This is a genomic window from Kitasatospora sp. NPDC028961, assembly GCF_055564815.1.
Window position 1 is genome coordinate 22314 of the sequence record NZ_JBVHVO010000039.1, and the last position, 26598, is coordinate 48911.

24 protein-coding genes and 2 pseudogenes are annotated in these 26598 nt (G+C 73.8%); 11 read left to right on the forward strand and 15 right to left on the reverse strand.

Features of this window, described 5'->3' with window-relative positions:
• Positions 1–159 precede the first annotated feature (159 nt).
• The 6 genes from ACZ4UX_RS34930 to ACZ4UX_RS34955 form a co-directional block, all read right to left on the reverse strand.
• Complete coding sequence (locus ACZ4UX_RS34930; RefSeq protein WP_465709582.1) at positions 160–2754, reverse strand: SpoIIE family protein phosphatase; 2595 nt, start codon at positions 2752–2754, stop codon at positions 160–162.
• Between the two features lie 221 nt (positions 2755–2975).
• Positions 2976–5549 (reverse strand): SpoIIE family protein phosphatase, encoded by a 2574-nt coding sequence (locus ACZ4UX_RS34935; RefSeq protein WP_465709583.1) that lies wholly within the window; start codon positions 5547–5549, stop codon positions 2976–2978.
• Positions 5550–5956: 407 nt separating this feature from the next.
• Positions 5957–6364 (reverse strand): NUDIX domain-containing protein, encoded by a 408-nt coding sequence (locus ACZ4UX_RS34940; RefSeq protein ID WP_465709584.1) that lies wholly within the window; start codon positions 6362–6364, stop codon positions 5957–5959.
• A 10-nt stretch (positions 6365–6374) separates the two neighbouring features.
• Positions 6375–6527: an SPOR domain-containing protein gene (locus ACZ4UX_RS34945; RefSeq protein WP_329489432.1), complete on the reverse strand. Its 153-nt coding sequence runs from the start codon at positions 6525–6527 to the stop codon at positions 6375–6377.
• 204 nt (positions 6528–6731) lie between these two features.
• The gene (locus ACZ4UX_RS34950) at positions 6732–8186 is read right to left on the reverse strand and encodes a DUF4190 domain-containing protein (protein WP_465709585.1); all 1455 of its coding nucleotides are present in this window, start codon (positions 8184–8186) and stop codon (positions 6732–6734) included.
• Between the two features lie 172 nt (positions 8187–8358).
• Positions 8359–9177 carry a methyltransferase domain-containing protein gene (locus ACZ4UX_RS34955; RefSeq protein ID WP_465709586.1) on the reverse strand — a complete coding sequence of 273 codons (819 nt, stop codon included), beginning with the start codon at positions 9175–9177 and terminating at the stop codon, positions 8359–8361.
• 327 nt (positions 9178–9504) lie between these two features.
• Between ACZ4UX_RS34955 and ACZ4UX_RS34960 the strand changes: the two are divergent.
• Together ACZ4UX_RS34960 and ACZ4UX_RS34965 are read left to right on the forward strand one after the other, a co-directional pair.
• Positions 9505–10643 (forward strand): annotated as a pseudogene (locus tag ACZ4UX_RS34960) (dihydrofolate reductase family protein).
• 64 nt (positions 10644–10707) lie between these two features.
• Positions 10708–11367 (forward strand): HAD-IA family hydrolase, encoded by a 660-nt coding sequence (locus tag ACZ4UX_RS34965; RefSeq protein WP_465709587.1) that lies wholly within the window; start codon positions 10708–10710, stop codon positions 11365–11367.
• Positions 11368–11388: 21 nt separating this feature from the next.
• Here the strand turns inward: ACZ4UX_RS34965 and ACZ4UX_RS34970 are convergent.
• Positions 11389–11676, reverse strand: a pseudogene (locus ACZ4UX_RS34970) (Txe/YoeB family addiction module toxin); the annotation flags it as partial.
• Here ACZ4UX_RS34970 and ACZ4UX_RS34975 point away from each other — a divergent pair.
• Both ACZ4UX_RS34975 and ACZ4UX_RS34980 read left to right on the forward strand, forming a co-directional pair.
• Positions 11675–11944 (forward strand): type II toxin-antitoxin system Phd/YefM family antitoxin, encoded by a 270-nt coding sequence (locus ACZ4UX_RS34975; RefSeq protein ID WP_465709588.1) that lies wholly within the window; start codon positions 11675–11677, stop codon positions 11942–11944. The pseudogene ACZ4UX_RS34970 and the gene ACZ4UX_RS34975 overlap by 2 nt on opposite strands.
• Entirely contained in the window at positions 11937–12200 is a 264-nt protein-coding gene (locus ACZ4UX_RS34980; protein WP_465709589.1) for a type II toxin-antitoxin system RelE family toxin, read from the forward strand. Before ACZ4UX_RS34975 ends, ACZ4UX_RS34980 begins: the two co-directional genes overlap by 8 nt.
• Before the next feature lie 131 nt (positions 12201–12331).
• Here the strand turns inward: ACZ4UX_RS34980 and ychF are convergent, their stop codons facing one another.
• Positions 12332–13405 (reverse strand): redox-regulated ATPase YchF, encoded by a 1074-nt coding sequence (gene ychF, locus ACZ4UX_RS34985; RefSeq protein WP_329489426.1) that lies wholly within the window; start codon positions 13403–13405, stop codon positions 12332–12334.
• A gap of 75 nt (positions 13406–13480) precedes the next feature.
• Positions 13481–13873, reverse strand: coding sequence for a VOC family protein (locus ACZ4UX_RS34990; RefSeq protein WP_465709590.1), 393 nt, complete (start codon positions 13871–13873; stop codon positions 13481–13483).
• 257 nt (positions 13874–14130) lie between these two features.
• Here ACZ4UX_RS34990 and ACZ4UX_RS34995 point away from each other — a divergent pair, with 257 nt between their 5' ends.
• Entirely contained in the window at positions 14131–14688 is a 558-nt protein-coding gene (locus ACZ4UX_RS34995; protein ID WP_465709591.1) for a DUF6542 domain-containing protein, read from the forward strand.
• Between the two features lie 101 nt (positions 14689–14789).
• Here ACZ4UX_RS34995 and ppgK read toward each other — a convergent pair whose 3' ends face one another.
• The gene (gene ppgK, locus ACZ4UX_RS35000; RefSeq protein ID WP_329489424.1) at positions 14790–15539 is read right to left on the reverse strand and encodes a polyphosphate--glucose phosphotransferase; all 750 of its coding nucleotides are present in this window, start codon (positions 15537–15539) and stop codon (positions 14790–14792) included.
• 142 nt (positions 15540–15681) lie between these two features.
• The gene (locus ACZ4UX_RS35005; protein ID WP_465709592.1) at positions 15682–16656 is read right to left on the reverse strand and encodes a 4-hydroxy-3-methylbut-2-enyl diphosphate reductase; all 975 of its coding nucleotides are present in this window, start codon (positions 16654–16656) and stop codon (positions 15682–15684) included.
• Between the two features lie 87 nt (positions 16657–16743).
• Here ACZ4UX_RS35005 and ACZ4UX_RS35010 point away from each other — a divergent pair, with 87 nt between their 5' ends.
• The 4 genes from ACZ4UX_RS35010 to ACZ4UX_RS35025 all read left to right on the forward strand — a co-directional run bounded on the left by ACZ4UX_RS35010 (position 16744) and on the right by ACZ4UX_RS35025 (position 20370).
• Positions 16744–18087, forward strand: coding sequence for an APC family permease (locus tag ACZ4UX_RS35010; RefSeq protein ID WP_465709593.1), 1344 nt, complete (start codon positions 16744–16746; stop codon positions 18085–18087).
• Between the two features lie 35 nt (positions 18088–18122).
• Complete coding sequence (xseA, locus tag ACZ4UX_RS35015) at positions 18123–19343, forward strand: exodeoxyribonuclease VII large subunit (RefSeq protein ID WP_396488585.1); 1221 nt, start codon at positions 18123–18125, stop codon at positions 19341–19343.
• Positions 19344–19404: 61 nt separating this feature from the next.
• Entirely contained in the window at positions 19405–19656 is a 252-nt protein-coding gene (locus tag ACZ4UX_RS35020) for an exodeoxyribonuclease VII small subunit (RefSeq protein ID WP_465709594.1), read from the forward strand.
• A 111-nt stretch (positions 19657–19767) separates the two neighbouring features.
• Positions 19768–20370, forward strand: coding sequence for a malonic semialdehyde reductase (locus ACZ4UX_RS35025; RefSeq protein WP_329489419.1), 603 nt, complete (start codon positions 19768–19770; stop codon positions 20368–20370).
• 96 nt (positions 20371–20466) lie between these two features.
• Here the strand turns inward: ACZ4UX_RS35025 and ACZ4UX_RS35030 are convergent, their stop codons facing one another.
• Positions 20467–20982 (reverse strand): DUF4245 domain-containing protein, encoded by a 516-nt coding sequence (locus ACZ4UX_RS35030; protein WP_465709595.1) that lies wholly within the window; start codon positions 20980–20982, stop codon positions 20467–20469.
• Between the two features lie 237 nt (positions 20983–21219).
• Between ACZ4UX_RS35030 and glpX the strand changes: the two genes are divergently transcribed.
• Complete coding sequence (gene glpX / locus ACZ4UX_RS35035) at positions 21220–22260, forward strand: class II fructose-bisphosphatase (protein ID WP_352289981.1); 1041 nt, start codon at positions 21220–21222, stop codon at positions 22258–22260.
• A 160-nt stretch (positions 22261–22420) separates the two neighbouring features.
• On the opposite strand, the gene ACZ4UX_RS35040 is transcribed toward glpX, so the two are convergent.
• A complete protein-coding gene (locus ACZ4UX_RS35040; protein ID WP_352289979.1) occupies positions 22421–22813 on the reverse strand; it encodes a WhiB family transcriptional regulator in 393 nt (130 codons plus the stop codon).
• Positions 22814–23097: 284 nt separating this feature from the next.
• The gene (locus ACZ4UX_RS35045) at positions 23098–23835 is read right to left on the reverse strand and encodes a DUF1707 SHOCT-like domain-containing protein (RefSeq protein ID WP_465709596.1); all 738 of its coding nucleotides are present in this window, start codon (positions 23833–23835) and stop codon (positions 23098–23100) included.
• A 156-nt stretch (positions 23836–23991) separates the two neighbouring features.
• On the opposite strand from ACZ4UX_RS35045, the gene ACZ4UX_RS35050 reads away from it, so the two are divergent.
• On the forward strand, positions 23992–25659 hold the full coding sequence (locus ACZ4UX_RS35050; protein ID WP_465709597.1) for a fumarate hydratase: 1668 nt from the start codon (positions 23992–23994) through the stop codon (positions 25657–25659).
• Positions 25660–25812: 153 nt separating this feature from the next.
• Here the strand turns inward: ACZ4UX_RS35050 and ACZ4UX_RS35055 are convergent, their stop codons facing one another.
• Positions 25813–26571: a GntR family transcriptional regulator gene (locus ACZ4UX_RS35055; protein WP_352289977.1), complete on the reverse strand. Its 759-nt coding sequence runs from the start codon at positions 26569–26571 to the stop codon at positions 25813–25815.
• Between the last annotated feature and the right edge of the window lie 27 nt (positions 26572–26598).

The following is a 26598-nucleotide window of genomic DNA, read 5'->3' on the forward strand; positions in this document are numbered from 1 at the left end:
CGAACGTCGAGCCGGTCGGGGCGGCCGTCCCGACACGGCGGCCGCCGGGGGACTGCACCCGGACAGCCGATCCGCGCGGCGGCCCCGAGCGTGCCCGGCCGGGGGCGACCGGCCCGGGGGCGGCCGGCCCGGGGGCGGCCGGCCCGGGGGCGGCCGGCCCTACAGCGACAGCTCGAACCAGACGATCTTGCCCTTGGGCGTCCGCCGGCTCCCCCAGCGCTCGGCCAGCAGGCTGACCAGCTGGAGCCCGCGCCCGCCCTCGTCGGTCTCCTGCGCGCGCCGCTGGCGCGGCTGGGCGTAGCCGTCGTCCCAGACCTCGCAGACCATGCTGCGGTCGCGCAGCAGTCGCAGCCGGATCTCGCCCCGGCCGTGCCGGAGGGCGTTGGTGACCAGCTCGCTCACCAGCAGCTCGGTGGTGTCGACCAGCTCGTCCAGACCGCGCGCCAGCAGCCAGCTGCAGGCCAGCTCGCGGGCCTTGGCGACGGAGGTCGGCTCCGGCGGCAGGAACCAGTTGCCGACGGCGTCGTCGGGGAAGGCGTGCACCTTGGCCATCAGCAGGGCGATGTCGTCCTCGCCGTGGTGCGGGTTGAGCTCGCCGAGGACGTGGTCGCAGAGGTTCTCCAGGCTCTTGCCCTCCGCCGACAGTGCGATGCGGAAGGCGCGCAGGCCCTCGTCCAGCTGGTGCTTGCGGCTCTCCACCAGGCCGTCGGTGTACAGGCCGAGCACGGCGCCGTCCGGCAGGGTCAGCTCGACCTCCTCGAAGGGCTCGCCGCCGACGCCGAGCGGCAGGCCGGGCGGGACGTCGAGCATCCGGGCGGGCTCGTCGGGGCTGAGCAGGACGGGCGGCAGGTGGCCGGCGTTGGCGAAGACGCAGCGCCGGGTGACGGCGTCGTAGACCGCGTAGACGCAGGTGGCCAGGTAGACCTCGCGGGCCTCCTCGTCGGCGGTCGAGGTGAGCCGCCCGTACGGGGTGGGCGAGCCGGCGGGCGCGGAGTCGTCGCCCAGCCCGCGGGCGATCTCGTCGAGGGCGGTGAGCACCTCGGCGGGGTCGAGGTCGAGCATGGCCAGGGTGCGGACGGCGGTGCGCAGCTGGCCCATCGCGACGGCGGCGCGCAGGCCGCGGCCCATCACGTCGCCGATGACCAGCGCGGTGCGGTTACCCGGCAGCGGGATGACGTCGAACCAGTCACCGCCGACCTCGGTGTTGTTGTTGCTGGGCAGGTAGCGGCAGGCGATCTCCAGGCCGCTGGCGGCCGGGTTGCCCGGGGGCAGCAGGCTGCGCTGCAGGATCAGGGCGCGCTCGTGCTCGCGGCGGTAGAGCCGTGCGTTGTCGATGCAGACGGCGGCGCGGGCCACCAGTTCCTCGGCGATGGCGACGTCACGGGCGTCGAAGGGCTCGCTGCCGATCGCGCGGGAGAGCTGGACCAGGCCGAGCACCTGGTCGCGGGCGACCAGCGGCACGATCAGCGTGGAGCGCAGCAGCGGGTCCGGCCCGGGCTCGGGGACGACGCTGCGGCCGGTGCGCAGCGCGCGGGCGTGCGGCGAGCGGCGCGGGTAGCAGAGCGTGCCGCCGGCCTCGGCGATCGGCAGGCCGGTGACCGAGCCGAGCACGGAGGAGGCGCCGCCGACCACGCTGGAGACGGCGACCCGGCGCAGCTCGCCGCTGCCGTCGGTGAGCACGCCGTCGCCGTAGCGGCCGGCGCTGGGGACGGTCTCGCCGGAGAGCAGCGCGGTGTAGAGGTCGACGGTGGCGAGGTCGCAGAACGGCGGGACGACGACGTCCAGCAGCTCCTTGGCGGTGGTCTCCAGATCGAGGGTGGAGCCGATGTGCGCGCTGGCCTCGTTGAGCAGGGCGAGGTTGCGGCGCACCCCGTCGGCCTCGCGCTCGGCGACGTGCCGGGAGGTGACGTCGGAGACCTGGCCGGCCACGCCCATCGGCTGCCCGGCCGAGCCGTTGAGGCGGTAGAGCGAGACGGCCCAGAGCCGGTTGCCCTCGCGGGTCGGCACGGCGGAGTGGAAGCGCAGGTCGAAGACGGGCTCGCCGGTGGCGAGGACCTTGCGCAGGGCGGCGGTCAGCCGGTCGGCCTCGGGGGCCGGGAAGAGGTCGTGCGCGGTCAGGCCTTCGAGGTCGGTGGGGGCGAGGCCGACCCCCGAGGCGAAGGCGTCGTTGACCCGCTGGAGCCGGAGCCGGTCGTCGAACAGGACGAAGCCGGTCGGGGTCTGGCCGAAGACGGCCTCGGAGGCGGCGAGGTCGGTCTCGATCCGGCGCAGCCGGCCGAGGTCGACCGCGAGACAGGTGGCACCGGCGGTGGGCAGTGCGCTGTCGGGCATCAGGTAGAGCTCGGCGAGGCCCTCGCCGCCGGTGGCGTCGCGGTAGGGCGTGGTGCCCACCCACTCCTCGCCGGCCAGCGTGCGCTCCAGCCGGGTGCGGCCGCGCTGCCAGAGCTCGCGCGGGACGAAGGTGCTGATCGGATCGGCGCCGACCGCCTCGACGGCGGTCACGCCGAAGAACTCGGCGGCGCGCTCGCTCCACTGGCTGATCCGGCCGTCCGGGCCGATCGCGAAGGTGGCGACCCGGATGTAGTCGTAGATCGAGCCGGGGTCCCCCGCGCCCCACTGATGGGCGCCGACCACCGGGCGGGCCGCCCGGCCCTGCCCCACGGCCGGGGCGGGCAGGTGTGGCGAACCGGCCTGCCCGGGCACAGCGGCATGACCGCTGCTGCTCGGCGCGTTACGCGCCGGGGTGCTGTTCAACGGACCGACCCCTCCAAACCCGCGACCGTCCGGATGCCGAGAAGACCGAGTATTCATCATCGAGGGGTACGTTCACACGCCCTCAACATCACAACATCAGATCGGGCGAAGGTTTTTGTCCTACCGCCCGCGCAACCACAATGCCACGCTCGCGCCCCCTGCCGGAGTGCGCGCTCCCCCCGGCCCCCTGCTGGCATATGCGGTCCCGTTCTACTCGCGTCCTACTCGTCACCCGGCTCCTCGGGCTCATTACCCGGCAGCGCCTGCTCGAACCAGACGACCTTGCCCATGCCCTCGGCCCGCGCGCCCCAGCGCAGTGCCAGCCGGCGGACGAGTTCCAGGCCCCGGCCGCCCTCGTCGGCCTCCGCCGCGTGACGCTCGCGGGGCGGGTCGGGCAGCGGGTCGGAGATCTCGACCAGCAGCGTCTCGCCCAGCGTCAACCGTACGCCGATGGGGGCGCTCGCATAGCGGACCGAGTTGGTCACCAGCTCGCTGACCAGCAGCTCAGCGGTGTCGGTGAGCGCTTCGACGCCCCACTCGACCAGCGCGGCGCGGACCAGCCGGCGGGCCCGGCTGACGGCGGTCGGCTCGGCGGGCAGCGTCCAGCCGGCCGTCGGGGTGCCGGCCTGGCCGTGGCCGAGCCGGGCCAGCAGCAGCGCCACGTCGTCGGGCTCGCGGCCCTGCTCCATGGTGGCCAGCACCGCCTCGCAGGCCGCCTGGATGGAGGCGTGCGGCTCCTGGAGCACGGTGACCAGCCGGCCGAGGCCGACGTCGAGGTCCTTGTCCCGGGACTCCACCAGCCCGTCGGTGCACAGGGCGAGCAGGCTGCCTTCGGGGATCTTGAGCTCGACCGACTCGAAGGGGACGCCGCCGACGCCGAGCGGAGCGCCGGACGGCAGGTCGAGGATCCGGCCGGTCCCGCCGAGCAGCGGGCCGCCGGTGCGGGTCGGTTCCTCGGCGCCCTCGCGGGGCACCACCAGCACCGGCGGGATGTGGCCGGCCTTGGAGACCGTCAGCCGGGCCGTGGCCGGGTCGAACACCGCGTAGACGCAGGTCGCCAGCAGCGCCTCGTCCGGTCCCTGGGCGAGGTCGTCGGCCAGCTCGTGGACGTGCCGCAGCAGCACGTCCGGGGGCAGGTCGAGGGCTGCCAGGACGCGGACGGCGGTGCGCAGCCGGCCCATCGTGGCGGCGGCCCGCAGGCCGTGGCCCATCACGTCGCCGACCACCAGCGCGGTGCGGTCGCCGGGCAGCGGGATGACGTCGAACCAGTCCCCGCCGACCTCGGTGCCGATGCTGCCCGGCACGTAACGGTAGGCGACCTCGACGCCGGTGGGCTGCGGGACCTGCTGCGGGAGCAGGGTGCGCTGAAGGGTGAGCGCGGCGGTGCGCTCCCGGGCGTAGAGCCGGGCGTTGTCGAGGGAGCTGCCGGCCCGGTCGGCCAGCTCGACGGTGAAGGCGAGGTCGTCCCGGTCGAAGCCCTCGCGGTAGCCGGCCCGGCTGACCAGCAGCAGGCCGATCACGATGCCTCGGGCCCGCAGCGGCACCACCAGCATCGAGTGCACGCCCAGGTCGTGGGCGGCCTGCATCTTCGGGTCGCCCGGGTAGGTGACGTCGCTCAGCTGGTCGGCGCCGGAGAGCAGCTCGGGGACGCCGGTGCGCAGCACCCGCCCGCAGGCGGAGTCCTCGGAGAAGGTGATCCGGGCGCCGCGCCGGAGCATCACCTCGACCTCGGGACCGTCCTGGACGGAGGCGGTGCCCAGCTGGAGCAGCGAGGTGCGGCGGTCGTGGCCGTGCCGGGGCAGGTCGTCGCCGTGCGCGACGGCCTGGAGCAGGATCACCGCGGAGTGGTCGGTGAGCCGGGGCACCACGGCGCCGGCCAGCTCCTGGGCGATCCGCGAGGCGTCCAGGAGGTCGCCGACCCGGGAGCCGAACTCGTTGAGCAGCGAGAGCCGGCGCCGGGCGTGCTCGACCTTGGCGACCGCCCGGTAGCGCTCGGTCACGTCCATCACGGTGCCGGAGATGCCGAGCACCCGGCCGGCCCGGTCGGTCATCCGGCTGTAGGAGATCGAGCGGTACCCGGAGCGGGCGGTGACCGGCGAGGCCAGGGTGACGTCGATGACCGGCTCGCCGGTGGCCAGCACCTGGCGCTGGATGGCGGTGATCTCGTCGGCGGCCCGCTCGGGCAGGGTCTCGCCGGTGGTCCGCCCGACGTGGTCCTCGGTGACCATGCCGTTCATCTCGGCCAGGGTCTGGTTGACGGCGGTGTAGCGCAGGTCGGTGTCGAGGACGGCGATGCCCAGCGGGGACTGCTCGAACAGCGCGTCCCGGACGGCGAGGTCCCGCTCGACCGCCCGGACGGCGGCCGCCTCGGCCAGGTTGACCTGGAGGAACGGCGTGCCGTCGCCGTCCACCAGCAGGGAGATCCGGGCGTCGACGGTGACCGCCTCGCCGTCCCGGTCGCGCAGCTCGGCGAGGCCGGCCCAGCGGCCGTGGCGCAGGGTGTCCTGGATCGCCGTGCGGATCCGGGTGACCTGGTCCTCGTCCGGGATCAGCTCGTCGATCCGGCGGCCGACCAGCAGCTCGTTCGGCCAGCCGAGCAGTTCCTCGGCGGCCGGGCTCCAGAGCACCACCCGGCCGGCGGTGTCCAGGATGGCGATGGCCACCTTCACCACGTCGAGCAGATTGCCCTCACGGTGGCCGCCCGTGCCGCCCGGCTCGGCTCCGGGAGCGCCCGGGAAGGGGCGGCCGGGGCGGCTGCGGGGGCCCGCCGACGGGGACGCGTCGGGCGCCACCATGGACGTCGCGGGACGGTCCGCGGGATCGGCCTCGGGGGCGCCGCCGTCCCCCCGGCGGCGGCCGGCCGGCGGTTGCGGCGGCGGCTGCTGCGGGCGCGCGCCACGGCGCAGGCGGGCGCGCGCGGCGGCACTCCCCCCGGTGCCCGTGCCTCGTGCTCCCCCGCCACCGTGACCGGTACTCGACACCGACGGGGCCTCCGGCTCTGGTCGGGATCGGCGTCGCCGGCTGGGGACGGCTCACCGATGGTGACGAATGGTGCCGAAAAGCGACATACCCAGCAGAACCCAGGCTATCCCGGCTTATGGGTCCTCTTTTCCGATTGACCTACCTGGCGTATCGCGCGTGGCGCGGGCGGGTGCGGGCCGCCCCTCCCGTGGCACGGGCGGGCACGCCGGGCGCGCGGCGGTCAGCGCGCGCTGTCGGCCCCGGCCAGCAGGCGGGTCAGGTGCGGGAGGACTTCGCGGTCGTGGTCGAGCCAGTCGAGCCCGTCGAGCTCGGCGGCGCCGAGCCAGCGGAGCTCGTCGTGGTCCTGCAGCGGCCGCGGGTCGCCGGAGAGCAGTTCGGCCACCCAGAGCCGCAGCTCCAGCCCCGGGCGGACCAGCCACGCCCCGGGCAGCGGCTCCAGCGCCCTCGCCCGGACACCGAGTTCCTCCAGCAGCTCGCGCTCCAGCGCCTGGGGCTGCGTCTCACCGGGCTCGACCTTGCCGCCCGGGAACTCCCAGCGCCCGGCCACCTCGACCGGGGCACTGCGGCGGGCGGCCAGCACCCGGCCCCGGTGGACGAGCGCGCCCCCGACGACGATCCGGTTCTCCATGGCCCCGACCCTATGCGGCCTCGGCCTCCACCCAGTACAGCTGCTTGTGCCCGCGGGCCTCGAACTCCGCGGCCAGCCGTTCGGCCTCGGCCCGGTCCAGGCCCTTGGCGACCACGTAGCGGTTGCCGTTGTCGTCCTGTCGCATCACCCGGCAGGTGTCCATACCGGTGAGCCTAGGCGCCCCGCCGCGGGACCGGAACGGCCGGTGGCCGCACGGGAATCCGACCGCCCGGGGCGCGCGGTCCCGGCCCGCGTGGGGGTCGGGCCGGGACCACGCGCACGGGACGCTACGCCCGGCGCGCTTCCGGTGTGTACGGGCCCGGTTAACGCCCGGTAAGACACCGGCCCGGCCCGCCCGCCACCGCCGTCAGACCCGGATCTCGCCGACCTGCTCGCCGGTCGAGAGGCCGAGCTCCCGGCGGATCTCCACGGTCGAGTTCGCCTCCTTGGCCACCAGCGACTTCGCCCGCCGGATCTCGCGTTCGAGCGCGCCCGCGTCCACGGCCTTGGCCGCGGCGTCCCAGGCCGTCGCGGCGGCGCGCTGGGCGGCCACCAGCTCGGCCACCTTCGGCTTGGCGCCCTCCGGCCAGGCCGCCGTGCTCCCGGACAACTGCTCGGCCTCCTTGCGGGAGGCGTCGGCCATCCTGCCCGCCCAGGTGGTGAACTCGGGCCGGGCGTCGGCGACCTCGGCGTCCGGCTCGCTCCAGGAGACCTTGTTGTAGACCAGGGCCGCCTCCAGGTAGGCCAGCTGGGCCTGGGACAGCTTGCCCCGGTCGGTGCGGACGCTGCCCAGGTGCTCGGCGTCGCGGTCCTCGAAGGCACAGGTGGCGTAGCGCTCGCCGGACTTCCAGTTGGCGCGGCCCGGGAACAGGTAGACCTCGTCCACGCCGTCCGGCACGGTCCAGTAGTCGAGGGCGTAGTCGGCGAGCACCGGGCCGCAGAGCGCCGCGGCGCTCTCGCGGACGCGGCTCTCGCCCGGGTAGGCGAGCCCGCCGCTCTCCGGGATCCGGGCGGTGCCGGCCACCTCGCCGTGGTGCGGCAGCGCACAGGGGGCCGTGAACACCCAGAGGACCGTCTGGTCGCCGTCCTCGCGTCCGTCGGCGCCACCGGCCGGGTTGTAGCAGTCGCCGGACTTGAGCGAGGACCAGAGCACCGAGCCCGCCGGCGCCTTCGGGGCCCGGGCGGGACGGTCGGCGCGGGTGCTCTCCTCGACCCCGGCGGCGAGCAGGCCGATGAAGGCGATCAGCGAGACCAGCGCCCCGAGGACACCGAACACCACACCGGTCACCGCCATGCCCCGGCCGCGCTCGTTGCGCTTGGGTATCTGGACCAGCGCGACGATGCCGAAGGCGAGCGAGAGCGGCCACATGCAGAGCAGGCCGGTGACCAGCGCGGCGACCGAGAAGCCGTTGGTGACCTCGGGGGTCGCCGGGTAGGCGTAGCCGGGCTGGAAGCCGGAGATCGCGCCGGGCGTGACGGCGGCCCAGCCGGAGGCCGCCGGCGCCCCGGGCGGGACCGGCCCCCCGGCGCCGGCCCACGGGTCGGCGCCGGGAGCGGCCCCGGGGGCGGCGGGAGCGGGGGTGGTCGCGCCGGGCGCGGCCCACGGGTCGGCGGCGGGAGCGGTGGCCGGTGCCGGGGGCTCGGCGGGGGCCGCGGGCTTGGTCAGCTCCACCCGGTCCGCCGGCGGGGCGTCCACCGGCGGGGCGTCGGCCGGTGCGGCGTCCGGTGCGGCAGCCTCCGGCACGGTGGCCTCCGGTGCGGCAGCCTCCGGTGCGGCGGCCACCGGCCCGGGAACGGGCGCGTCGGACTCGGGCTTGGACACGTGGACTCCCCCGGCCCGGTCACGGGCATCAGCTCGGCAGTTTCGACTCGAACGTTCCGCAGACGGACCACCGGGCGGACCAGCGGAGGACCGGCCGGGGCGATGGGAACGGACGCGCGACTTTACCCGATCTTGGAGCACACCCTCCCGCCCATTTCCGGCCGCCCGCCGCTCACCCGCGGCGCGCCAGCACCTCGCCGTGCAGCATCGCGAACCACCCGTCCTCGGCGGCCACCCAGGCCCGCCACCCGGCCGAGATCCGCTCCAGCTCCGCCCGGTCCGCGTACCCCTCGGCCACCGCCGCGTCGGCGATGTCGGACGCCACGATCCGGTCCGCCCACAGCCCGCCCCACCAGGCACGCTGCTCGGGCGACGCGTAGGTCCAGCTGCTGGACGTCGCCGTGACGTCGGTGAAGCCGGCCTCCCGGGCCCAGGACAGCAGCCGTCGGCCGGCGTCCGGCTCGCCGCCGTTGGCCCGGGCGATCCGCCCGTACAGCGCCAACCAGCGGTCCAGCTCCGGTACCTGCGGGTACCAGGTCATGGTCGCGTAGTCGACGTCCCGGGCCGCGACCACGCCGCCCACCGCCGTGACCCGGCGCATCTCCCGCAGCGCCCCCACCGGGTCGGCCACGTGCTGCAGCACCTGGTGGGCGTGCACCACGTCGAACTCCCCGTCCGCGTACGGCAGTCCGTGCACATCGGCGACCTCGAAGACCACGTTGGCCAGGCCCCGGTCCGCCGCGTACCGGGCGGCCGACTCCAGCACCTCGGCCGAGGTGTCCACGGCCACCACCCGCCCGGTGGGGCCGACCAGTTCGGCCAGCTCGACGGTGATCGTGCCGGGGCCGCAGCCGACGTCCAGCACGGCCTGCCCCGGCCGCAGTTCGGGCCGCAGATAGGCGGCCGAGTTGGCCACCGTGCGGGAGCGGTGCGAGCGCAGCACGGGCTCCTGGTGCCCGTGCGTGTAGACGGTGGGCTGCGGTCCGGTCATGGCGGTCCCCCTGGGGTTCGGTCGCGTTCCCTGCGGTCGGTTCCTCCGACGCCTCCGACGCTACTCCGTGTCCCGTATGGCGAGAAGATTCGTCTCACATGTCGAACTACCGATTCACGCGAAAGCCCCCGCCCGGGGCCCGGACGGGGGCTTCGCCTTGCGGGGACTACGGGTTGAGGGGCGGCGCGAGGTCCGGACCGGGGTGGGCCCCCTCGGCGAACGCCGCCCCTCCGCCGGCGGGCCACCGGGCGAACTCCTGCCCCCGCGCGGCTCGGCGCCCGCACCGGGGCCCGTACCGTGGACGGGCTCCCGACAGAACGGTTCACCATGCCCGGCCGCCGCCCCTTCGTCCTGCTGAGCGCCGCGATGTCCCTCGACGGGCACCTCGACGACGCCTCCCCCGACCGCCTGCTGCTCTCCGGCCCCGCCGACTTCGACCGGGTGGACGCGGAGCGCGCCGCCAGCGACGCGATCCTGGTGGGCGGCAACACCCTGCGCGCGGACAACCCCCGGCTGCTGGTCAACGACCCCGGCCGACGGGCGGCCCGGCTCGCGGCCGGCCGACCGGAGTACCCGCTGAAGGTCACCCTCACCGCGAGCGGGGCCCTCGACCGTTCGCTCAGGTTCTGGCACACCGGCGGCGACAAGGTCGCCTACACCTCGGACACCGGCGCCACCGTGCTCCGCCCGGCGCTGGACGGGCTGGCCGAGGTGGTGGCGCTCGGCGGCACGGTGGAGCTGGGCGCGGTCCTGGACGATCTCGGGGCCCGGGGGGTGCGGCGGCTGATGGTCGAGGGCGGGAGCGGCGTGCACACCCAGTTCCTGGCCCAGGGTCTGGCCGACGAGCTCCAGCTGGCGGTCGCCCCGCTGCTGGTCGGACAGGCGGACGCGCCGCGCTTCGTCCGGCCGGCGGCCTTCCCCGGCGGACCGGCCCGCCGGATGCGCCTGCTGGAGGCACGTACCGTGGACGATGTCGTCCTGCTCAGGTACGCCCCGAAGGAGTCCACCCCGTGACCAGCGCACCGTCCGACCTCGCACACCTGCGGCGGGCCGTCGAGCTCTCGCGCCGCTGCCCGCCCTCCAGAACCGCCTTCTCGGTCGGCGCGGTGATCGTCGGTGCGGACGGCGAGGTGCTCGCCGAGGGCTGGAGCCGGGAGGCGGACGCGCTGGACCACGCCGAGGAGGCCGCCCTCGCCAAGCTCCCGGCGGGCGATCCCCGGCTGCGCGGCGCGACCGTCTACAGCTCGCTGGAGCCCTGCGGCCGGCGGGCCTCCCGGCCGCTGCCGTGCGCCCGGCTGCTGATCGCGGCCGGCGTGCCCCGGGTGGTCGTCGCCTGGCGCGAGCCGGACCTGTTCGTCACCGACTGCCAGGGAACGGCACTCCTGGAGGCGGCCGGCGTCGAGGTGGTGGAGCTGTCGGAGCTGGCCGAGGAGGCCCGCGCGGTCAACGCGCACCTGGTGGGTTGATCTTTTGTATCCTTGCTGAACAATAGACTCGGAAGCCCGCCCGCCACCCGCGAGGAGCCCCCGCATGCCCACCCCCCTCACCCTGACCACCCGCGCCCTCCTGCTGGACATGGACGGCACCCTGGTCAACTCCGACGCCGTGGTCGAGCGCTGCTGGCGCCGCTGGGCCGCGACGAACGGCCTCGACCCCGCCGAGGTGCTCCGGCTCGCGCACGGCCGCCAGGCCCACGCCACCATGGCCGCCCTGCTGCCCGACCGCCCGGTCGCGCTCAACCGCGCCGACAACGACCGGATGCTCGCCGAGGAGAAGGCCGACGTCGAGGGCGTCGTCCCGATCCCCGGCGCGGCCGCCTTCCTCGCCTCACTGGCCGACCTGCCGCACGCCCTGGTCACCTCCGCCGACGAACCGCTCGCCCGCGTCCGGATGGCCGCCGCCGACCTCCCGCTGCCGCCGGTCCTCGTCACCGCCGAGTCGGTCGGCGCCAGCAAGCCGGACCCCGAGGGCTTCCTCAAGGGCGCCGCCGCCCTCGGCTTCGCCCCCGCCGACTGCCTCGCCCTGGAGGACTCCTCGGCCGGAATCGCCGCCGCCGTGGCCGCCGGCATCCCGGTCCTCGGCATCGGCCCCCGCGCCACGGCCCACCGCGCCACCGCCCACGCCCTCACCCTGGAGCAGGTCACCGTCACCCCCGCCCCCGACGGCACCCTCACCGTCCACATCGCCTGACGGCGCCACCGGGGACCAGGAGTGAGAGCGGGCCGCCGGGATGACGACTTCCCGGTCGGTGACCGGATGGACGAGGCGCCGCTCGTCATCGATCCGCCGCGACCAGGCCCCTGGCAGCTGGTACTTCAGCGGCTCGGGCTTGCCGATCCCGGTGAACGGATCGCGCAGGACGTCCTCGACGAGCCCATCGATCCTCGCGAGCGTCTTGCGATCGGTCTCGAGCCAGGACGAGCGGCCGCCGCGAGGCGGGAACCGGCCACCATCGCCGGCGCTGTGCACACCTGGCACACGCAGTTCACTTGAGCGCATGACGCAGCCACTGCCCGTAGAGTCCATCCGCGACGTGCGCGCGCATCTGGCGGAGGTGGTGGAGCGCGCCGACCGTGACGACGTGCCCACCGTGATCACGCGCCGCGGCAAGGAGGTCGCCGCCGTCGTCTCCATCGAGGTGCTGCGCAAGTACCAGGAGTGGGAAGAGCGCGAGATCAATCGGATCATCGACGAGCGCATGGCCAACCCCGCACCCGGCATCCCGATCGAGGACGTCATGAGGGAGACGCTGGCGCGCGGTGAGTGAGTACCGAACCGTCTTCCGCCCCGAGGCGCAGGCCGAACTACGGAAGATCCCTCGCGAGACGGCACTGCGCATCCTGGCCAAGCTGACCGGGCTGGAGACCGACCCCCTCGGCTTCCACACCACCGCGCTCGTATCCCAGCCCGAACGCCGCCGGCTGCGGGTCGGCGACCACCGCGTCGTCTACACGATCGACGACGGGGAGCTGGTGGTCCGGGTCGTTCACGTGGGACGTCGATCCAGCGGCTACGAGACCTGATCGCCGCTGACCGTGCGCCGGGAATCCAGCACCCCTCCAGCCCGGTACCGACGAAGGGGTCGGACTCGACAGAGTCCGACCCCTTCCGACTGCGCGCTTGACCGGTCAACTGGCGCCCAGCGAGCGAACGGCTACACGTTGAAGCGGAACTCCACGACGTCGCCGTCCTGCATGAGGTATTCCTTGCCCTCGATGCGGGCCTTGCCCTTGCTGCGGGCCTCGGCGATGGAGCCGCAGGCGACCAGGTCGTCGAAGGAGATGATCTCCGCCTTGATGAAGCCCTTCTGGAAGTCGGTGTGGATCACACCGGCGGCCTCGGGGGCGGTGGCGCCCTTCTTGATGGTCCAGGCCCTGGTCTCCTTGGGGCCCGCGGTGAGGTAGCTCTGCAGGCCGAGGGTCTCGTAGCCGACCCGGCCGAGGGTGGCCATGCCGGTCTCCTCCTGGCCCATGGACTGGAGGAGCTCCAGCGCCTCGTCCTCGTCCATGCCGATCAGCTCGGACTCGATCTTGGCGTTCAGGAAGATGGCCTCGGCGGGGGCGACCAGGGCGCGCTGGGCCTCCTTGAACTCCTCGTCGACCAGCTCGTCCTCGTCGACGTTGAAGACGTAGAGGAAGGGCTTGGTGGTGAGCAGGTGCAGCTCGCGCACCGAGGAGGCGTCGAAGCCCACCTCGAAGAGGGTCTTGCCGGTCTCCAGGATCTTCTGGGCGGCCTCGGCGGCGGCCAGCGTGGCGGCCGACTCCTTCTTGAGCCGGGCCTCCTTCTGGAGCCGCGGCAGCACCTTCTCGATCGACTGGAGGTCGGCGAGGATCAGCTCGGTGTTGATGGTCTCGATGTCGTCCTTCGGCGAGACCTTGCCGTCGACGTGCACCACGTCCGGGTCGACGAAGGCCCGGATGACCTGGCAGATCGCGTCGGACTCACGGATGTTCGCCAGGAACTTGTTGCCCAGGCCCTCGCCGACCGAGGCGCCGCGCACGATGCCCGCGATGTCCACGAAGTCCACGGTCGCCGGGAGGATCCGCTGCGAGCCGAAGATCTCGGCGAGCTTCTTCAGCCGGGCGTCCGGGACACCGACGACGCCGACGTTCGGCTCGATGGTGGCGAACGGGTAGTTGGCCGCCAGCACGTCGTTCTTGGTCAGGGCGTTGAACAGGGTCGACTTGCCGACGTTCGGCAGGCCGACGATTCCGATCGTGAGCGACATGAAGCGCAGTCCCGTGGGCTTGGAGGAGTTGGGTCGGCACCGTGCGGGCCGATCGCCCAGTCTACGGGCAGCGGGTCAGGCGCCCGCGTCCACCGGCAGCGGCTCCAGGAACTCCGGGCGGTTGCCCAGCCGGTCGCTGGAGTGGAACCGGCGGTGACCCGGCAGGGCGTCGTCCCGGACGACCTCGTGGCCGTGCGCGGCCAGCCGCTCGGCGAGCGCGTCCAGGGCGCGCACCTGGATCCCCGGGTGGCCCTTGCGGGCCGGGCGGAACTCCGGAACGACGCCCAGGTGCACCTCCACCCCGCCGTCCCGGAACCAGCAGCCGCCGCGGGCGGCCAGGACCGGGGGCTTGGTCAGCTCGGCCATGCCCAGGACGCCGTGCCGGAAGGCGCGGCAATCGTCCTCGGCGCCGGCCGGGATGTCGAGCTGCACGTGGTGCGGGCGTTCGAAGGCGAATCCGCCGGTCATGAGCCACCCATGGTCGAGTTGAGCGACGATCACACCAGTACTCCGTCCGGAGACACGGAGCAAGGTCCTGCGGCCCATTACACAGTGTGGCGATGATCGGACCGTACGTTGGGTGGGTGGAGCAGCGCATCCGAACTCAGCCGCCAGGGCCCAGACGCCGACCGCCTAACGGCGCGGCCGGGGCCGCCGTCCCCGGGCCCGGACGGGCCCCCGAGACCGACGAGGGCTCCGCCGCACCCGCCTCCCGGCTACGCGCCGTGGCCGGCGGAGCCGAGCGCGGCCGCCCGGGCGCGGGCCGGGCCGGGCTGCGCCTGCCGTTCGGACCCCGCACCGGCGAGCGCGAGGACGCCCGGGACGACGCCCGCGGCGGCGAACGAGGTGGCGCCCGCCGCGGCGGCCACCCGGCCAGCCGCCTCTACGGGCGCCGGCGCACCGGCCGGCCGACCCGGCTGACCGCGATCGGCACCGGCGTGGCCGCGACGGTCGCGACCGTCGCCCTGGCAGGCGTGGACCGGATGCTCTTCGGGGGTCTCGGGGTGCTGTTCGGCATCGGCTACCTGGTCATCTGCTTCCAGCTGGCCGTCCGGGTGCGCTTCGCCGACCTGCTGGCCGCCCCGATCAGCGGCCCGATCGCCTTCGCCGTCGCCCTGCTGCTGCTCGGCCCGGTCACCTCCTCGGGCCTGACGGCCCAGGTGGTGGCGCTGGCGACCGGCCTGGCGACACGGGCCGGCTGGCTCTTCACCGGCACCGGTCTGGCCGCGGCCATCGTGCTCGCCCGCTTCGTGGCCCAGCGGCGGATCCACCGCGACCGCTGAGGAGATGGGACGTCGGACCGGCCGACTTCCCGCCCCCGGCCCGACCCGCCCCGGCCCACTCCCCGACCCGGCACCGTACGCGGCCGCGAAGGCCGGACCGGTCAGCCGGTGGAGGCCCGGGCCGCCGCCATGGCCGCGCCGACGATCCCCGCGTCGTTGCGCAGCTCGGCCGGGACCACCCGCGCCTCGCGCTCGCGCAGCACCGGCAGGAACTTCTCGTGCTTGCGGCTCACCCCGCCGCCGATCACGATCAGCTGCGGCGAGAAGAGCATCTCCACCAGGTCGAGGTACTCGTCGACCCGCCCCGCCCACTGCTCCCAGCTCAGGTCGTGCCGCTCCTTGGCGGCCGAGGAGGCCCGCCGCTCGGCGTCCTTGCCGCGCAGCTCCAGGTGGCCCAGCTCGGTGTTGGGCACCAGTGCGCCGTCCACGAAGAGCGCGCTGCCGATGCCGGTGCCGAAGGTCAGCACGAGGACGACGCCCTGCTGGTCGCGGCCGGCCCCGTGGACGGTCTCGGCGAGACCCGCCGCGTCGGCGTCGTTGAGCACCACGGCCGGCAGGTCGAGCGCCTCGCGGAACAGGCCCGCCGCGTCCAGGCCGATCCAGCCCTTGTCGACGTTGGCCGCCGTTCTGGTCTGGCCGTTCACCACCACCCCGGGGAAGGTCAGCCCGACCGGTCCCTGGTGGTCGAAGTGCCGGACCACCTCGCGGACGGCGGCGACCACGGCCTCCGGGGCCGAGGGCTGCGGGGTGAGGACCTTGTGCCGCTCCTGGGCGAGCACGCCCCGGGCGAGGTCGACGGGAGCACCCTTGATGCCCGAACCGCCGATGTCCACACCGAATACCGCCGTCATGACGACCGCCCTCCGCGTAACCGTTGTCCACAGGCCTGTGCACAGCTGTGTACAAAACTACGAGAGCGCGGCCGGGCGCGCACGGCCGCGCGCAGCGGAGAACCCGGCGCCCGCGCGGGGCACCGGGTTCCCGGAAGGTCCGTCACAGCTTGCCGGCGGCCTCGGCGCGCAGGTCGCGGCGGAGTTCCTTGGGCAGCGAGAAGGTCAGGTGCTCCTCGGCGGTCTTGACGGTCGACACGTCGCCGTAGCCGCGCGCGGCCAGCCACTCCAGGACGCCGTCGACCAGGATCTCCGGCACCGAGGCGCCGCTGGTCAGGCCGACCGTGGTGACGCCGTCCAGCCAGGACTCCTGGATCTCGTCGGCGAAGTCCACCAGGTGGGCGGCCTTGGCGCCGTACTCCAGGCCGACCTCGACCAGGCGGACCGAGTTGGAGGAGTTCCTGGAGCCGACCACGATCAGCAGGTCCGTCTCGGACGCCATCTGCTTGACGGCGACCTGGCGGTTCTGGGTGGCGTAGCAGATGTCGTCGCTGGGCGGGCTGACCAGCAGCGGGAAGCGCTTCTTCAGCTCGCCGACGGTGGCCATGGTCTCGTCCACCGAGAGCGTGGTCTGGGAGAGCCAGACGACCTTGGACTCGTCGCGGACCTCGACGTTGGCGACGTCCTCGGCACCGTCCACCAGGTGGATCCGGTCCGGGGCCTCGCCCATGGTGCCGACGACCTCCTCGTGGCCCTCGTGGCCCACCAGCAGGATGTCGAAGCCCTCGTCGGCGAAGCGGACGGCCTCCTTGTGCACCTTGGTGACCAGGGGGCAGGTGGCGTCGATGGTGGCGAGCCGGCCCGCCTTGGCCTCGTCGTGGACGGACGGCGCGACGCCGTGCGCGGAGAACACCACGATCGAACCCTCGGGCACCTCCTCCGTCTCGTCGACGAAGATCGCGCCCCGCTTCTCCAGGGTCTGCACCACGTACTTGTTGTGGACGATCTGCTTGCGGACGTAGATCGGCGCCCCGTACTGCTCCAGGGCCTTCTCCACGGCGATCACGGCGCGGTCGACGCCCGCGCAGTAGCCCCGGGGGGCGGCGAGCAGGACACGGCGCTGCGCGGTGTTGGACATGGCTCCATCGTACGGGCGGCGGCGAGCCGCGCCGACGGAAGGCGCCTTCGAGCCGGATCCGGTCACCGGTGCTCAAATGTGGACGTGATGAGCGATCGAGTCGACGACGGCGGCCTGCGGCGCAGCCTGGGCGTGCGCGATCTGATGGTCTACGGGCTCCTGTTCATCGCCCCGATGGCCCCGGTCGGCGTGTTCGGTGTACTGGACGCCAAGAGCCACGGCGCGGTGGCGGCCGTCTATCTGGCCGCCACGGTCGCGATGGGATTCACCGCGCTCTCGTACGCCCAGATGGTGCGGGCGGTGCCGCGGACCGGCTCGGTGTTCGCCTACGCGCGGGCCGGGCTGGGCGAGGGTCCGGGGTTCATCGCCGGCTGGATGGCGATGCTGGACTACCTGCTGATCCCGGCGGTGGCGTACCTCTTCTCCGGCATCGCCCTGAACTCGCTGGTCCCGGACGTCTCGCGCTGGGTGTGGACGGCGCTGGCGGTGGTGGTCACCACCGCGCTCAACCTGGCCGGGGTGCGGACGGCGGCGGTGGTCGGCCTGGCGGTGCTGGCGCTGGAGATCGCGGTGCTGGCGGTCTTCGTGGTGGCGGCCGTGGTGGTGCTGGCCCGGGACGGGGCGCAGCGCGGCTGGGACACGCCGTTCACGGCCGTCGGCGGCTTCTCGCCGACGGCCGTGATCTCGGCCGTCTCGGTGGCCGTCCTGTCGTACCTGGGCTTCGACGCGATCGCCACCTTCGTGGAGGAGGCGGTCGGCGCCTCCGCCGCGGTGGCGCGCGCGGTGCTCTGGTGCCTGGCCCTGGCCGGGGTGCTGTTCGTGCTGCAGACGTACCTGGCGGCGCTGCTGGAGCCGTTGACCCCGCAGCAGCTGGCGGCGGATCCGGCCGCCCAGGGCTCGGCCTTCTACGACACCGTGGAGCGCGGGGTCGGGCACTGGCTGCACGTGCTGGTGGCGGCGAGCAAGGCGATCGGCGCGGCCTTCGCGGCGCTGGCCGGGCAGGCGGCCGCCGGGCGGCTGGTCTTCGCGATGGGACGGGAGGGGCGGCTGCCGCGCTTCCTGGCCGCGGTGGACCCCGACTCGGCGGTGCCGCGCCGGGCGCTGCTGGTGGCCGCGGTGATCACGATGGGTGCGGCCGTCTGGGCGGCGAACCGGGACGACGGGCTGGACCAGCTGACCTCGGTGGTCAACGTCGGCGCGCTGACGGCCTTCGCGCTGCTGCACGCCTCGGTGATCGGCTGGTACGTGGTGAAGCACGGCTCGCGGGACTGGGCGCGGCACCTGGTGGCGCCGCTGCTGGGCATCGCGGTGATCGGCGCGGTGGTCTTCGAGGCCTCGTCCACCGCGCAGCTCACCGGGGCCGTCTGGCTGGCGGTCGGGCTCGTCGTGCTGCTGGTCCAGGGGGCCGCGGCCGCCGGCGTCCGCCGCTGACCTCCCTGTCGGCATCCGCCGCTAGCCTCATACGCATGGCCAACACCAGCTCCCCCGAAGCCCCGCTCCCGGTCGGCAAGGTCTCCGCGCTGATCGGCGGCTGGATCGACCGGCTCGGCGCGGTCTGGGTGGAGGGCCAGATCACCCAGCTCAGCCGGCGGCCGGGCGCGGGGGTGGTGTTCCTGACCCTGCGCGACCCGCAGGCGGACGTCTCCCTGACGGTGACGTGCTTCCGCTCCGTCTTCGACGAGGTCGCCGACGCGGTGCAGGAGGGCTCGCGGGTCATCGTGCACGCCAAGCCGGAGTGGTACGGGGCGCGCGGCCAGCTGTCGCTGCGGGCCGCCGAGATCCGGCTGGTGGGGCTCGGCGAGCTGCTGGCCCGGCTGGAGCAGCTGAAGCGGCGCCTCGCCGGGGAGGGCCTGTTCGCGGCCGAGCGCAAGCGGCCCCTGCCGTTCCTGCCGCAGTGCGTCGGCCTGGTCACCGGGCGCGGCTCGGCCGCCGAGCGGGACGTCCTGGAGGTCGCCCGGCGGCGCTGGCCGGCCGTCCGCTTCGAGGTGCGCAACGTGCCGGTGCAGGGCGTCAGCGCGGTGGAGCGGGTCGGCGCGGCGGTGCGCGAGCTGGACGACCACCCCGAGGTGGACGTGATCATCGTGGCCCGGGGCGGCGGCAGCGTGGAGGACCTGCTGCCGTTCTCGGACGAGGCCCTGGTGCGGCTGGTCGCGGCCGCCCGGACGCCGGTGGTCAGCGCGATCGGGCACGAGCCGGACCAGCCGCTGCTGGACTTCGTCGCCGACCTGCGCGCCTCCACCCCGACCGATGCGGCCAAACGGGTGGTGCCGGACGTCGGCGAGGAGCTGACGAAGGTCCTGACCCTGCGCGACCGGGCCCGGCGACAGGTGCTCGGCCGGGTCGAACGGGAGCAGCACGGGCTGGACGGCGTCCGAAGCCGCCCGGCGCTGGCCGCGCCGCGCCGGATGCTGGACGGCCGCGGCCAGGAGGTGGAGGCCCTGCTGGAGCGGGCCAGGCGCACCCTCGGGCACCGGCTGGACCACGCGCAGAGCGACCTCGGGCACACCCTGGCCCGGGTGGTCGCCCTCTCTCCCGCGGCCACCCTGGAGCGCGGCTACGCGGTGCTGCAGCGCGCGGACGGCACGGTGGTGACCGATCCGGCCCAGGTCGAGGCGGGCGACGCGCTGCACGCCCGGGTGGCGGGCGGCGGCTTCGACGTGACGGCCGGCCCCAAGGCCAAGCCCTAGCCGCCGGCCGCGCGGGCGGCGGTGGGACGGCGCTGTCGGCGTCACGCCCTACGCTGGCTCCATGGCTGAGCAGGAGCAGGTGGAGGCGGCGCCGCGGACCCCCGACGACGCGCTGGGGTACGAGCACGCCCGGGACGCGCTGCTGGAGGTCGTCCGGCAGCTGGAGAACGGCGGCACGTCGCTGGAAGAGTCGCTGGCCCTCTGGGAGCGCGGCGAGCAGCTGGCGAAGGTCTGCCAGCGCTGGCTGGACGGCGCCCGGGCCCGGCTGGACGCCGCGCTGGCCGCCGAGGAGGGCGGGGCCAGCCCGGAGTGACACGTGTCACACACCCCGGGGGAACAGTTGAATCTTCACTCATGTTGGGATCCAGTGATCGGCGCCGCCGGTCGACCGACGAACCCCGTCCCGCATGAGGTGCAGACAAGCATGACCACCGACGCCCTGGTACTCGACGCCGCCGCTCAGGACCTGCTGTTCCGTGACGCCCGCACGGCGAACACCTTCACCGACGAGCCGGTCTCCGAGGAGCAGATCCAGGCCATCTACGAGCTGGTGAAGTTCGGCCCGACCGCGTTCAACCAGCAGCCGCTGCGCGTCGTCCTGGTCCGCTCGGCGGAGGGCCGCGAGCGCCTCGTCCAGCACCTGGCGGACGGCAACAAGGCGAAGACCGCCGCCGCGCCGCTGGTCGCCATCCTGGCCGTGGACAACGAGTTCCACGAGGAGCTGCCGACCCAGCTGCCGCACTTCCCGCAGGCCAAGGACCTCTTCTTCACCGAGCGTCCGGTGCGCGAGTCCTCCGCGGTGCTGAACGGCGCCCTGCAGGCCGGCTACTTCATCATCGGCGTGCGCGCCGCAGGCCTGGCCGCCGGCCCGATGACCGGCTTCAACGCCGAGGGCATCAACAAGGAGTTCTTCGCCGACGGCGAGCACTCGGTGCTGGCCGTGGTGAACATCGGCAAGCCGGGCGAGGACGCCTGGTTCCCGCGTTCGCCGCGCCTGGCCTACGACGAGGTCGTCACCACCGTCTGACCGGTGGCACGCAGGAAGGGCCCGCACCGTTCGACCGGTGCGGGCCCTTCCGCGTGTTCCGCCGCCGCCGGGCGGCCGGCTCCGCCCGCCGCTCGGCTACTTGAGCGCCTGCGCCAGCTCGGCCAGCTCCTCGTACGAGGCGGTGCCGGTGAGCACGGTGGTGCCGCCGCCGCCCTGGAAGGTGAGCGCGCGGGACTTGCCGCCCTGGATCCGCTCCCAGACCCGCCCGGCCACCTCGGAGCTGCCGTCCGGCTTGCCGTCGGCCACCAGCGAGCCGACCAGCGAGCCCGGGGCGATGTCGCTCTGCTCGACCGCCGCGTACTGACCGGCGGGGGTGACGAAGCCCAGGTGCCAGGCGTTGCCCCGGCCGCCACCCAGCGACGCCGGGTCGTACTTGACCGAGGTGGCCCGCCACTTGTCGGAGAGGCCCTCCGGGGCGAGCAGCGGATACGGTGCGGCGCGCTTCGCCGAGGCCGCGGCCACCTTGTACTCGACCGTGCGCACCCCGTCGCCGCCGGCGTCGTGCGGCAGGAACAGGTACCCGACCCAGACCACCAAACCGACGGCCAGCATCGACAGGACCATGTCCCGTACCGACTGCCGGCTCCTCATGCCCTTGCTCTCTCCAGCCACCCCCACATGGTGACTCATCCCTTACGGGACACCGGCACCCGGGGGTGCCCACGTCCGGGTGATCCGGGACGAACGGGCCGATTCCGACCGGGGGTGGCGACCCGCGCCACAGACAGTCATCTCTTGGGCAGATACGATCGCAGGACCCTCACCACGGCGTTCGACCTGGCAGTAGTCGGGCGCTTACTGGCCGTCGCGTACAGAGAGGTAACGACGATGACCACGCAGTACCCGCACAATCTCCCCAGCGCCCTTGAGGTCGCTCCCGAGGCTCCGGACCGGAACCTCGCGCTCGAGCTCGTCCGGGTCACCGAGGCGGCCGCGATGGCCGCCGGCCGCTGGGTCGGCCGTGGCGACAAGAACGGCGCCGACGGCGCCGCCGTCAAGGCCATGCGCACCCTCGTCTCCACCGTCTCCATGAACGGTGTCGTCGTCATCGGCGAGGGCGAGAAGGACGAAGCACCGATGCTCTACAACGGCGAGCGGGTCGGCGACGGCACCGGCGCCGAGTGCGACGTCGCGGTGGACCCGGTCGACGGGACCACCCTGACCGCCAAGGGCATGAACAACGCCGTGGCCGTGCTGGCCGTGGCCGACCGCGGCACCATGTTCGACCCGAGCGCCGTGTTCTACATGGACAAGCTCGTGGCCGGCCCGGAGGCCGCCGAGTTCGTCGACATCACCGCGCCGGCGGCCGTCAACATCCGCCGGGTCGCCAAGGCCAAGGGCAGCGCCGTCGAGGACGTCACCGTGGTCATCCTCGACCGGCCGCGCCACGAGGGCCTGGTCCAGGAGATCCGCGAGGCGGGTGCCCGGATCAAGTTCATCTCCGACGGCGACGTGGCCGGCGCCATCATGGCGGCCCGCGAGGGCACCGGCGTCGACCTCCTGATGGGCATCGGCGGCACCCCCGAGGGCATCATCGCGGCCTGCGCGATGAAGTGCATGGGCGGCGTCATCCAGGGCCGGCTCTGGCCCAAGGACGAGGCCGAGCGCCAGAAGGCCCTCGACGCGGGCCACGACCTGGACCGGGTGCTCACCACCGACGACCTGGTCAGCGGCGAGAACGTGTTCTTCGTCGCCACCGGCATCACCGACGGCGAGCTGCTGCGCGGCGTGCACTACCGCCAGGAGACCGCCACCACCAGCTCGCTGGTGATGCGCTCCAAGAGCGGCACGATCCGGGAGATCCACTCGACCCACAAGCTGTCCAAGCTGCGGGCGTACAGCGCGATCGACTTCGACCGCGCCAACTGAACCGGCTCCCGGCCGCGTTCCACCGCCCCGCGGCTTCGGCGAAATCCCCCTTCGCCGAAGCCGCGGGGCGTTCGCGTACCGCGAGGCGTTCGCGTGCCGCGCCGGGCTGCTCACGTACCGCCGGGCGTCTCGCGTACCGCCCGTCGCCCGGTCAGCCCGGTCAGCCCGCGATGCGGCTGCGGGCGGCCGGGATCCGGGCGGCCTCGTGCAGGTCGGTCTCCCGGCGCCGCCGGCGGGCCAGCACCACCCGGCGCTCGGCGGCCGTCAGCCCGCCCCACACCCCGTACGGCTCCGGCTGCGCCAGCGCGTGCTCGCGGCACTCCAGCAGCACCGGGCAGCGCGCGCAGACCTGCTTCGCCTGCTCCTCGCGCGAGAGCCGGGCCGCCGTCGGCTCCTTGGAAGGGGCGAAGAACAGGCCCACCTCGTCCCGCCGGCAGGCCGCGCCGGTGTGCCAGGGGTTGTCGTCGCCCTGCGACTGGGCAACCGGCGGGCGCTCCAGCACCCGGGCGGCGGCGACGGGCGAAGTGGTGCGGGACTCGATCGGATGCAGCACGGCCGTACTCCTGACGAGGCTCTCGGACACGGGGAAGCTCGCTCCCCTGTCCGGCTGCGAGCCCCCGCTCTTCACCCCCCGAGCCGGCCTCAGGCCGCCTCCGGTGCGCAGCCGTACAAGAAGCGATGTGCGAGAGGAACTACCCTGCCGCACCGCGATTCATGCACACTGCACGCAATCGACTACAGTCTGCACTCGCCGCAACACCGAGTGCCCGGACGGGAGTTGTTCCCTCCCGGGCACTCGGTCCGGCCCTGCGCAGGTCAGCGGCCCGCAGCGGGCCCCTAATCGGTGCCGAGCTGCTTGCGCACCCACTCCTTGAGCTTCTTGCCCTTGCGCGGCTTCGCCTCGCAACCCCCGAACACCGCGGCGCCCTTGACCCGGACGACCGGCGCGTACGGGTCGGCCGCGGTCTGTTCCTTGACGTCGAAGCCACCGAAGATGCCGACCCCGCTGCCGTGCAGGCTGACGTTCTCCGGCACCTTGATCTCGACGCCGCCGAAGATGGCGATCACCTCGATCTCCACCTCGGGCGACTCGAAGACGGCATCCGTCAGGTCGATCTCGACCCCGCCGAACGCCGCGACCGCCCGCAGGTGCGAGCCGACCCGCCAGCGGCCCCGGCGGGAGGCCCCGCCGAAGATCGCCACCATGGTCGGCGCCTCGTGCCGCGCCGGCAGCCGCACCGGGCCGGACGGCCGGGCCTCCGGCGCGCCCAGCGGGGCCTTCTCGAAGGAGATCGACCGGTGCGCGGGGAGGTCCCGGGTGAGCGGCACGAGGTCGCCCAGCGTCTTGGCCCCGTAGGCGGCCTCGATCCGCTCGGCGTGCTCGTCCACGTTCAGGCGGCCCTCGGCATAGGCGTCGCGCAACAGCTCCGCGACCCGCTCCCGGTCGGCGTCCGAGGCCCGCATCTCGGCCTCGGCGACCGGGGTCCGGTCGACCCGGGCGGGCGGCTCGCCCCCCGGCTCGGTGATGGCTACGGGCGACTGCCCCTGGTCGTCCTGCGACGGCGAGTTGTCCACGGCCCAAGCCTAGTCAACCGGGCAAGTCCCGTACGCGTGCACGAGTGACCCCGGTCACGCAGGCCGACCTGTCCGCGTGCGACGTTCCGGCGGGTCCTACCCTTGAGGGTGCTTCGCCGACGCAGCCGCATCACTGGAACACTAAGGACCGCCCCCATGGCTCCCACGCCGGATTTCGAGTACAGCGACCTGCTCCCCCTGGGCGCTGACCCGACCCCGTACCGCAAGCTGACCTCCGAGGGTGTCTCCACCTTCGAGGCCGGCGGTCGCACCTTCCTCCAGGTCGAGCCCGAGGCCCTGCGGCTGCTCACCGCCGAGGCGATGCGCGACATCTCGCACTACCTGCGCCCCGCCCACCTCGCCCAGCTGCGGCGCATCCTGGACGACCCGGAGGCCAGCCCGAACGACCGCTTCGTCGCGCTGGACCTGCTGAAGAACGTCAACATCTCGGCCGGCGGCATCCTGCCGATGTGCCAGGACACCGGCACCGCGATCGTCATGGGCAAGCGCGGCCAGTCCGTGCTCACCCGGGGCGGCGACGAGAGCGCGATCGCGCACGGCGTCTACGACGCGTACACCAAGCTCAACCTGCGGTACTCGCAGATGGCCCCCGTGACCATGTGGGACGAGAAGAACACCGGCAACAACCTGCCGGCCCAGATCGAGCTGTACGCGACCGACGGCGACGCCTACAAGTTCCTGTTCATGGCCAAGGGCGGCGGCTCGGCCAACAAGTCGTACCTGTACCAGGAGACCAAGGCGATCCTGAACGAGGCCAGCATGCTCTCGTTCCTGGAGCAGAAGATCCGCTCGCTCGGCACCGCCGCCTGCCCGCCGTACCACCTGGCCATCGTGATCGGCGGCACCAGCGCGGAGTTCGCGCTGAAGACCGCCAAGTACGCCTCCGCGCACTACCTGGACAACCTGCCGACCGAGGGCAACGCCCGTACCGGGCACGGGTTCCGGGACCTGGACCTGGAGGCCAAGGTCACCGAGCTCACCCAGCGGATCGGCATCGGCGCGCAGTTCGGCGGCAAGTACTTCTGCCACGACGTGCGCGTCGTCCGGCTGCCGCGGCACGGCGCCTCGCTGCCGGTCGCGATGGCCGTCTCCTGCTCGGCCGACCGCCAGGCGCTGGGCAAGATCACCGCCGAGGGCGTCTTCCTGGAGCAGTTGGAGACCGACCCGGCGAAGTACCTGCCGGACACCACCGACGAGCACCTCGACGACGACGTGGTGCGCATCGACCTCGACCAGCCGATGGCCGCGATCCGGAGCGAGCTGTCCAAGTACCCGGTCAAGACCCGGCTCTCGCTCACCGGCACGCTCGTGGTCGCGCGCGACATCGCGCACGCCAAGATCAAGGAGCGGCTGGACGCCGGCGAGGGCATGCCCAAGTACCTCCAGGACCACCCGGTCTACTACGCCGGCCCGGCCAAGACCCCCGAGGGCTTCGCCTCCGGCTCCTTCGGCCCCACCACGGCCGGCCGGATGGACTCCTACGTCGACCAGTTCCAGGCGGCCGGCGGCTCGATGGTGATGCTCGCCAAGGGCAACCGCAGCAAGCAGGTCACCGACGCCTGCGCCGCGCACGGCGGCTTCTACCTCGGCTCCATCGGCGGCCCGGCGGCCCGGCTGGCCCAGGACTGCATCAAGAAGGTCGAGGTGCTGGAGTACGCGGAGCTGGGCATGGAGGCCGTCTGGCGCATCGAGGTCGTGGACTTCCCGGCCTTCATCGTGGTGGACGACAAGGGCAACGACTTCTTCCGCGAGACCACCGAGGGCCCGCTGATCACCAGCCTGCGGGTGCGCTCCAAGGAGTAGCGGCCGGGCGCTCCGCCGCCCGCCCCGACCACTCCGACCGCTCCGCCCGCCCCGACCACTCCGACGGCCCGACCACTCCGCCCGCCCCGGCCGCGAACTCCGCGACCGGGGCGGGCGCGCGCGGGGCGCTCACGCAGTCGGGCACGCGGGCGCTCAGGCGTCGAAGTCGTACTCCAGCACGTAGGACGCCGCGTCGAGCGTCATCTCGTTGAGTTCGACGACCTGGCCCTCGTCGGCGAAGGCGGTGCGGCATATCAGGATGACCGGCGTGCCCGCCGACAGCTCCAGCCGGACGCCCTCCTCCGCGCTGGGCATCCGCGACCGGACCTCCTCGCGGAAGTGCACCGGCTTGGCGCCGATCTCGGCCAGCCGCGCGTAGGTACCGCCCGGCCCGGTGTCCTCCCGGGTGATCGCCGTCCCGGCGACCAGCTCCGCCGGCAGGTAGGACGTGGAGAGCAGCACCGGCTTGCCGTCCAGCACGAACCGTCTGTGCCGCACGCACATCGGCGCCCCCGGATCGACCCCGAGCACCCGCGCCACGTGCTCCGGCGCGCCCTGCTCGGTGACCGACACCTGGTCCACCACCAGCGTCCGGTTGTCGATGTCCGCCGACCATATGGACCGTCCCGACCCCCACTGCCCCTGCGCGAGCCGCTGGATGCCGCGCCGCCGCAGCGGCCGGAAGTCCCGGACGAAGACCCCGGCGCCCTTGCGCGCCTCGGCGATGCCCTCGCTCTGCAGGACGCCGAGCGCCTGGCGGGCCGTCATCCGGGCCACGCCGTAGGTCTCCATGAGGTCGTTCTCGCCGGGCAGCCGGTCGCCGGCGCGGTACTCCCCGGTGTCGATGGCCGCCTTGAGCGTGTCGGCGATCCGCTGGTACTTGGGCTGTTTCCCGCCGCTGCTGCCGACCATCGCCTGCTCCCTCGTCCTCGCGGAAAT